Annotated in this window: 8 protein-coding genes; 5 read left to right on the top strand and 3 right to left on the bottom strand. The window is 63.1% G+C overall.

The window, feature by feature from the left end; all coding sequences use genetic code 11:
• Nucleotides 1-191: 191 nt before the first annotated feature.
• From V7P99_RS14405 to V7P99_RS14395, 3 genes are read left to right on the top strand one after another with little or no spacing between them, the layout of a single operon-like run.
• Nucleotides 192-1,148, top strand: a complete 957-nt coding sequence (locus V7P99_RS14405) for a DNA-binding protein (RefSeq protein ID WP_333795526.1) — start codon at nucleotides 192-194, stop codon at nucleotides 1,146-1,148.
• Complete coding sequence (locus V7P99_RS14400) at nucleotides 1,141-1,746, top strand: 3'-5' exonuclease (RefSeq protein WP_333795525.1); 606 nt, start codon at nucleotides 1,141-1,143, stop codon at nucleotides 1,744-1,746. The genes V7P99_RS14405 and V7P99_RS14400 overlap by 8 nt, the downstream gene beginning before the upstream one ends.
• Nucleotides 1,747-1,777: 31 nt before the next feature.
• Nucleotides 1,778-2,032, top strand: coding sequence for a helix-turn-helix domain-containing protein (locus V7P99_RS14395; RefSeq protein ID WP_333795524.1), 255 nt, complete (start codon nucleotides 1,778-1,780; stop codon nucleotides 2,030-2,032).
• A 103-nt stretch (nucleotides 2,033-2,135) separates the two neighbouring features.
• Here V7P99_RS14395 and V7P99_RS14390 read toward each other — a convergent pair whose 3' ends face one another.
• On the bottom strand, nucleotides 2,136-2,345 hold the full coding sequence (locus V7P99_RS14390) for a hypothetical protein (RefSeq protein ID WP_333795523.1): 210 nt from the start codon (nucleotides 2,343-2,345) through the stop codon (nucleotides 2,136-2,138).
• A 1,935-nt stretch (nucleotides 2,346-4,280) separates the two neighbouring features.
• On the opposite strand from V7P99_RS14390, the gene V7P99_RS14385 reads away from it, so the two are divergent.
• Nucleotides 4,281-4,961: a hypothetical protein gene (locus V7P99_RS14385; protein WP_333795522.1), complete on the top strand. Its 681-nt coding sequence runs from the start codon at nucleotides 4,281-4,283 to the stop codon at nucleotides 4,959-4,961.
• 781 nt (nucleotides 4,962-5,742) lie between these two features.
• Complete coding sequence (locus tag V7P99_RS14380) at nucleotides 5,743-6,651, top strand: nucleotidyl transferase AbiEii/AbiGii toxin family protein (protein ID WP_333795521.1); 909 nt, start codon at nucleotides 5,743-5,745, stop codon at nucleotides 6,649-6,651.
• Here V7P99_RS14380 and V7P99_RS14375 read toward each other — a convergent pair.
• Both V7P99_RS14375 and V7P99_RS14370 read right to left on the bottom strand, forming a co-directional pair.
• Nucleotides 6,628-7,524 carry a type IV toxin-antitoxin system AbiEi family antitoxin domain-containing protein gene (locus V7P99_RS14375; RefSeq protein WP_333795520.1) on the bottom strand — a complete coding sequence of 299 codons (897 nt, stop codon included), beginning with the start codon at nucleotides 7,522-7,524 and terminating at the stop codon, nucleotides 6,628-6,630. The two genes, V7P99_RS14380 and V7P99_RS14375, sit on opposite strands and share 24 nt — an antisense overlap.
• A 200-nt stretch (nucleotides 7,525-7,724) precedes the next feature.
• Nucleotides 7,725-8,334: tyrosine-type recombinase/integrase (locus V7P99_RS14370; protein WP_333795519.1), on the bottom strand; the 610-nt coding region annotated here is incomplete at its 5' end.

The raw sequence follows: 8,334 nt of genomic DNA, 5'->3' as shown, positions 1-8,334 counted from the left end.
CCTGGATGCGCTCGTGGCGGGGCTGGAGCTGGGATGACGGAAATTTCGGCGGTTCCGGCTTAGAACCCCTGATCGGGCGTGGTGCCGTCCGGGGGAAAGGCCCCTCCTCGATCGACGGGCAAATAATCGCTTGCATAATCATAATAATCATATTATTATGATTATTATCTAGTCCCGATTGGAGTGCCGTTATGAACCAGAGCCTCTCCCTCGATGCCCGTGAGCGTGTCTTCGCCGCGGCGAGCCAGATTTTTGAGGAATCCGGCCGGCAGACGATGCCCACCGTCGATCAGGTCCGTCGCCTGGCCAAGGTCGACATGCATGCGGCGACCGCGGCGATGCGCGAATGGCGCCGCCAGCAGACCGCCCAGGCGGCACCGATCGCCGTCGCCGTGCCCGAGGTGGTGGCCAAGGCCAACGAAGTTGCGATCGCCCAGCTCTGGACGCAGGCCCAGGAGCTGGCGAACCAGTCCTTGCGCGAGGCGCAGTCGGCCTGGGATGCGGAGCGGGCCGAGCTCGACCAGATGCGCGTCGAGCTCTCGGACGCGTTCGAGGCCCAGGCCGCCGAGCTCGAGCTCGCGAAGTCGCGCATCGAGGCGCTCGAGCGCGAGGCGCGCGAGACGGCAGAGATCGCTGCGGCCGAACTCCAGAAGCTGCGCGACGAGCTCGCCCAGGTGCGCGCCGAGCTGGGTGCGGCGACCACCCGCGCCGAGCGCTCTGAGGCGACTGCGGCCGAGCTCGAGCACCGCGTCGCCGATCTGCGCGGTGAGCTCGACCGCGCCCACGCCGATGTCGATCAGGTGCGGGCCGAGCTCAGCCGTGCGCACGCCGACGTCGACCAGGCGCGTGGCGAGCTCAAGCGCGCGGCAGCCGATGCCGAAGGCCTGCGCAACGAGCTCGCCGCGGCGAAGGCGAAGGCGGACGCCGCCGAGCAGGCGCACCAGGAGCAGCGCAAGGATGCCGCCAAGGAAGCGCAGCGCTGCGCCGAAAAGGTGCTTGCCGCGCAGAAGTCGCACGATGCCATCGCGAAGGAAGCCGCCGCCGCCCGCGAAAGTGCGGCGCGTCTGTCGGGCCAGCTCGAGGCCGTGCAGGCGCAGAACAAAGCGCTGATGGAAACCTTGCGCGGCAAGGTCGCCGGTAATGGCTGATCCGGCCGTCCGTGAGGCGATCAGCCGGCAGGCCCGTGCCTGGCTGGCCGCCAATGCGTTGATCCTGGATACCGAGACGACGGGCCTCGGCGACGATGCAGAGGTCGTCGAGCTCGCGGTCATCGACTGCGCCGGGGCCGTGCTGCTCGACACCCTCGTGCGCCCGTCCGGGCCGGTCCCGGCCGAGGCCGCCGCGATCCACGGCATCACCGACGCCATGCTCGCGGGCGCGCCGACCTGGTCGGAGATCCACTCGCGGTTCTGCGACCTGGTTGAGGGCCGCCAGGTCGTGATCTACAGCCGCGAATTCGACACTCGTGTGATCACTCAGACCGCGCGCCGTTACGGCCTGCCGGCGCCGCAGGGCTTCGACCTGGCGCTCGATGGCAGCGCTGTGCATTGCGCGATGCAGGCCTATGCCGAGTTCCGCGGGGAGTGGAGCGCGGAGAAAGGGCAGTATCGATGGCAAAAGCTCTCTGCCGCCGCCGCCCAGCAGGGTGTGACCGTCACGAACGCCCACCGCGCGCTCGGCGACTGCCTGATGACGCTCGGTGTCGTGCGCGCCATGGCGTCCACGGGAAATGCCCAAGGGGTATGATGAAAGCGTTTAAAAATAAATGGTGAGCACGATGGCTGCCCCGAAACTCATCTTCTCCTCGGCTGAGGAGATCAAGGCATTTCGTCAGAAGCACGGCATGAACCAGTCACAGTTCTGGGGGCGGGTCGGGGTCACCCAGTCGGGTGGGTCCCGCTACGAGAGCGAGCGCAACATCCCGCGCCCGGTTCAGTTGCTGCTGCACATCGCCTATGCGCCGGACGCCCGTTCGCACCGGCTCGTCGATGACCTGAGAAAGTGGAAGACCGAGCCGAAGCCGGGCGCGTGAGCGCCGTCGGCGACCGAGACGACGCGCCCGGTGAGCTCATAGGCGCTGCTGGTCTGGATGCCGGCCACGAACAGAATGGCGGCAGCCAACCAGAGCGGTCTTTTCACCGCCGGCGCTCCATCTCCTCGCATTTGAGCGCCCACATCTGGTCCTTCACGCGCTTGCGCTCTTCCTGCAGATAGGGGGTGCTGCGTTCGCGCTGGGCTTCAGTGATCTGCCGCAACTCCACCCTCAATGCGGCGCATTGGTTGGGGTTGAGTTCCTTCGCCTGGAGCGGGAAGGGGATCGTCAGGCCACTGATGAGGGTGACCATCAAAGCCGCGCCTCTCATCGTGAGCCCAGAGGGTGCACGAATAGTCATATGTCACATGATAAGGGGTTGTTCTGGCGCGGCAGATTAGCATGGGGTGGGCAGGCCAGCGCGCGCCACACGCACGCTCAAGCCATGAGGGCGCGCGATTTTCCGGGAGCTGGGGTGCTTGCCGCAGTCGGTGCTTAACCGGGTGTCCGAGCGGGCCGCAGCCTGTTGGGGGTCGGTTTTGAGGGTTTCTGTTTTCAAAAGAAAACAGTGAACGGGTCCTGCCTGCTGCGTGCGCTTCCCGCGTGCGGGAAGCACACGCAGCAGGCAGGCAGCAAGCGGGGACTTATCCACGGCCGCAGGCGGTGGTTAAGTCCGGAAGCGCGCTAGGAACGACAGTGCCCACGGTTCCGCTGGCATGGTGGGGGAGGGAGGGGCGAAGAAAAACCCCCAGCCGATGGCGGGGGGTTTGTAAGTGGCTTCTGGAGCCCGTATCCGTCCGATGGACGGAATACATTTTTTGTGCCGAGCGCTGATGCGCTTTTCGGCCTACCCATTGCCTCCTGGTCGAGGTTGGAGGGATTGGCTGTTACCGGGGTCTCTGATCCAGGATTCCACGGCCGCTTTTGCTTCGAGCGTGGCGGCTCGTTGCGTCGTCGCCCTTTCTGTTACCAGCGCCACCATGCTGCCGTTGCCACTCATTGAGAACCGGCGCGCCTTGCCTTGCAAGGCAGGTGGATCGGGCTGCCCCAGCTTCGCGGCTGAGGTGTGGTCGTTGCTCGTTGAACACGCTTCATTACACATGAAGCCCCATTTTTCTCCGGAAGGCCTGCCAGGGCCGCTTCCTTCGAGCATTACATCCGTCATTCGCACAAACGGCGGGGCGGCCAAGCCCCGTCACGTCTCACACACACATTCCCATCACACAGCATCACCCCAGGCTTTTAGTCCTTTCGTCACACCCGTCAGGTCTGCAACAAAGATCAACCCTACTCGCCTGGTCTCCCACTCCTCCCATCCTCGCCTGCCACGGTCGAGGTACTGCTGGGTAGGAGCTTCCCGTCTTAGTACACATCGTCGACGTGCAACGCCGCTGCGCTCCACTACTTGCACATAGCCCTGTGGGCCTACCCCAGCGGAGCTGGGTTTCAAGGGGGTGAGGTTCCAAAGCCCCTCCTCTACTACGCAAGCGCTTCATCGCGCCCTGACCAAACGACTCGGCTCCCACCGAGGCATCCAGCGGCTTTCCACGACTTACCGCGCCGCACCCTTCTGTTTCTTGGGTGCGCTGAATGGCTTGAGCTATTAGCGATCCAGAGAGGTTGCCCCCCCTGGTACCGGATGCGCCAGATTTCTCCTTGCACCCCTGCCGTATTACTACGGCCTCAGCAGCCCACCACCGCGGCACCCGTCTGACCCTTCCGAGCCAGCCGTGCGCGGGATTTTCACCCGTTCGACATGTACAGGGTTGCTCTAGTTGCCTAGAGGCCCGTTTCGACGTCGCCCAACATCAACAACCAGTTTGATGCGGAAGCGATCGAGGGGGGGAGTCTCACCCCCCCGCGCCGCTCGCATGCCGCGCCAGCCCTATTAGAGGCACGCGGCTTCAGGCAATGCCCTCGAACTCACGTCTCGCGACGGTCGAGGCCCCCTTTCCTGGGGGTGACGAACTGGGTGGCGCCCAGTTCGGTGCGACGGTCTGCATGTGCGGGGTTGGCGTCCCCCGCACAGCGACCCTCCGGGTGCATGTGTGGGGTGGCTAGCCCTGATTTGCGTGACGTCCCCATGATCATCTCAAGCCCGGAGCCCGCTTGCAACTGTCCCGTAGGAACCTCAAATTGTGTGGTCCCTTTTGGACCACCTAGATTTGACTTAGAATCTAGACCATTGCAATGAGGTATCTTTGTTAGGTTCCTGACTATGTCGATCTTACCCGACAGCCTGGCTTACATGCAGCGCGTGCAGGATGCCGCCCGCCTGGGCTACCCCTGGTACGTCACCGGCGAGCTTTCACTCGAGAAGTGGCCTTCGCTCAAGATCAAGCTGACCGAGCTCTACGACTGCAACCTGCCGAAATCGACCCGCAGCAAGCGCCGCTCGAGCGGTGAAGCCGTGACGCTCTTGTATGCCGTCGCCGGGCCGCCGGACCAGGTGCCGAGAATGGTCCGCTGGCTGATGGCGGTGAGTGATGGGAAGGGCCGCGTGCATGCCCGCGAAAAACTTCTGCGCTTCGACTCGACGGATCGCTGCAGCTTCATCGGTCGCTACGAACTGGTGCACGACGGCGTCGGTTGGTCCTGGCGCATGAACCGCAAACGGGTTGAAGCGCTGCGCGAGCGCATCCACGAAATCGCCGCCGCCCCACCCGAGCACCGGCAGATTCGGCGGGACGCTGGCGGGGACTTCGACGCCGAGATCGAGTCGGTTATGGATGAGCTTTACCACGCGCCGGGTTTTCGGCTGATGCGGCGGCAGATCGGCAAGCTCGTGTCATTCGCCCAGGGAGAGTGGCGCCGGCTCCGGCCGGAGAGCGGGCCTCAAATTCGGCCGCGGACGTTCCTGCCCTACATAACCCGTCGGGCGAACTCGGTCAAGTTGCGTCTCGACGCTGGGGAGGCGCGCGAGACCTAGGGGTGTATGCGCATGCAGCATGTTGTATGCGCATACCGCATGCTGCATGTTGTATGCTGCATGCGCATACACCCCGTGCCTCGGTGGTTGTCCTTTCCTTGAGCCTGCCTGAATTGGGCCGGCGTCCGTTCATCTGGAGAGTCGACATGAACCACCGCCTATCCCCTGCAACCGAACCGCGTAATCCCGATCCCCTGGCCTGCTCCCGGTGTGGTCGATTAATGCCCGATGGCGACTCGGAGCGTGACGAAGCGCTGGTCGTTTCTTTCCGCGCGGGTTTCTGGTCGATCTTTGGCGACGAGTCTCACGTCGAGGGGATCTTCTGCCAGCACTGTCTAAAGGCGTCGCTGGGGCCCTGGCTCCGCGTGACGGAAGGCCGCCTGGGTGATGGATGGCATGAGCATCCTTCTGCGCGGGGGCGCCAGCTCCATCAACTGCCCCATGACTAGGTGTGTGCGGACCGAGCCCGGCCGGCCCGCGCTTGCTGCTCAAATTTTGAGCAGCAAGGAAATCCCTTGCGCAACAAAGGACCCGCAGGCTTAACCAAGCCGCTGTCCACAGATCCTGTGGATAAGCTTGCCGGCAGATTCGCGAGCGGTCAGAGATCAGTCTGTCGGGGTGAGGAGCACGTGAACCGGTGAGCCCAGAGTGCGGGCGAGTCGTGCGATGCTGATCGCTTCTTTAACCGGGGCGCACTGCTCGCTTCCGTGCGATAAGTTTCAGCGATCTTGCATAAAATGGCGGTCAGTTCAATCGACGGCGCTGCCCGCCAAAAATACCGATGAAGAAGAATCGCGCACCAGCAGACGTTGCAACAGAAGAAGAGTTGGAGCGCATCAAGCGGGCAGCCATCGTCGCCATGTTCTCCGATGACGAACTGATGGACCTGCTCGTGCTCAAGGGCGGTAACGCCATGGACATCATCCATCAGGCGAACGCGCGCGCCTCAGTGGATCTCGACTTCTCAGTGGAAGACGATTTCGACGACCAAGCCGCCCAGCCCAAGATCGAACGGGCGATCAAAACCACCTTCGCGCAGCACAAGTACCACGCTTTCGAGGTGAAGATGATCAAGAAGCCCAAGAAGCCTGACGAGATGCCTGAAGATCTGGCGTCGTTCTGGGGTGGCTACCTTGTCGAGTTCAAGTTGATCACCCAGAAGCGGGCCAACGAGGTCGAACACGATCCGGAGACTATGCGACGAGAGGCCATCCGTCTGGGCGAAGGGACCAGGTTCACGATCGACATCAGCCGCCATGAGTACATCGCCGACAAGGAAGAGTACGAACTCGACGGCTACGTCATCTACGCATACCCCCCGGATATGATCGTGAGCGAGAAGCTTCGCGCGATCTGCCAGCAGATGCCCGAGTACGCGGGCATCATCCAGCGCAACGGCCTCGGCAACCAGCGCGCACGTGACTTTCTCGACATCGAGGTCCTCGTGAGGAGGTTCAATATCGACCTCGCCACAGAAAGGGTGAGGGCCATGGTCGAGCAGATGTTCGCCGCGAAGCGGGTTCCGTTGGAACTACTGGGGAAAATCGGACAGACGCGGGACTTCCATGCCCAGGGCTACGAAGCGGTCAGGGCGACCATGAAACCAGGGGTGGAGGTCAAGCCGTTCGACGACTACTTCGATTTCGTAGTCGACGCATGTCGGGGACTAGAACCCCTCTGGAACGTGTAATCGCCAACGGCTGTTGTAGGCCGTCCGTCCCATGGCGTGGGTGAGGTAGAAGTCGCGCTCCATCGGATCGCGCATGAACAGATCGACGTGGGACGAGCGGTACCCCGCGCGCTCCAGGTAGAAGCCGATCGCCTGGTGGTACGGGTAGCCGAACCGCAGCTTCTTGAGCATCGCTCTCATCGCATTGACCGAGAGCTGCCCCTTGGCGTTTTCGAAGGCCTTGGCGACCTCGAAAACGCCCCCTGCATAGAAAGGGCGGACGGCGATGTCGATCATCGTGCGCTCGAGACTGGTGTAGCGCAGCCGTAGGGGGCGGTCGCCGCCGAAGTTCACCTCTCCGGCCGAGATCCCGAGCCCTTCCTGGTAGGTTGTCTCCAGGAGCATGACGCGAACCCCTTCCTCCTCGAGCTCGACCTGGTTGCTGGACATGCGCGGTGGCCTCTGGAAGGCCTCGTCGATCTTCTCCTGCGGGTAAAGCGTCTGCGCTTCCTTGTGAGGCGTTTCGCCACGACGTTTCTCATGGCTGAGATAAACGGTTTTCGGGAGCTGCTCCGTCAGCCCATGGATACGGACAGCCGTGTAGTGGCTGTAGTAGCTGTCCTTCACCAGCCCGAGTAACGCCTCCAGAAGGGGCGCCTCGCCCCACGTGTAGCCAGAGACGCTCTGCTGGGGGAAGGCAAGGGTGATTCGCCTCAGCTCGGTCTTCCCCACCAGGAAATCCACAAACTCGTGCAAGGTGGTTCTCTGTGCGAGGCGCCAGGAGGCGCGCTCCTCATTGAAGATCTTCACGAGATCGCTAGGGCGCAGGACAGCAGGGCCTTGAGAGAAGGCCTTCACGATGTCTGGTTTAGCGATCTGGAGGCGAGAGGGCATTTATATGTTGTGCTGACGGGCATATATGCCCGTCAGCATTGCATGTTAAACAGATCAAGTCAATAGGAAAACCTATGAAAATCTTGGTTGACAGCATTTACATGGCAATAAATTAGCGTTACCCTTGCCGGCATATATGCCGGCAAGGGTCCCATAGTAAATGGGCTGCTTACTCGGTCACAAGCCATCTGAAATCGATTTCACCGCCACAGCCGCTCGAACCGCGCCGGGTTGGTCGCGGTGTAGCGGACGGTGTGCTGGATGTTGCGGTGCCCGAGGTAGTCCTGGATGAGGCGGGTGTCCGCGCCCTGGTCGGCGAGTGCGTAGCCACAGGCGTGGCGCAGCATGTGCGGGTGCGCCTCGACGGAAAGCTCGGCCAGCGCCCCGTAGCGCCGGATCGCCACCCAGGCGGTCCGGCGGTTGAGCGGCGCCCGCCGCTCCGAGACGAAGAACGTGTCGCCCGCCGGCGCGAGACGCGCCCGCTCGGTGAGCCAGGCCTTGATGGCCCGCAGCTCGTCGCCTCGCAGCGGGTGCGTCGTCGACAACCCTTTCTTCAGCCGGACCACGTGCAGCACCCGGCTCTCGAGATCGACCTGGTGCAGCTTCAGTGCACAGGCCTCGGACACCCGCAGTCCGTGGCGGAACATCAAGAGGATCAGGCAGCGGTCGCGCAGCTCGGTGCGGCTGCCGCGGGTGGCCGTGATCAGGCGCTCGACCTCGCGCGGAGTGAGGTGTTTGCGGTCGCTCATCGTTTTGTCCAATGTTCGGGGGAAAAACGCGGCGCAAAGCCGCGCCGTTGCTGGGGGTGGT

It is taken from the genome of Hyphomicrobium sp. (genome assembly GCF_036780825.1).
GTDB lineage: Bacteria > Pseudomonadota > Alphaproteobacteria > Rhizobiales > Hyphomicrobiaceae > Hyphomicrobium_C.
Note: the sequence above shows the minus strand (reverse complement) of the source record. Positions and strands in the feature narration are given on the sequence as shown.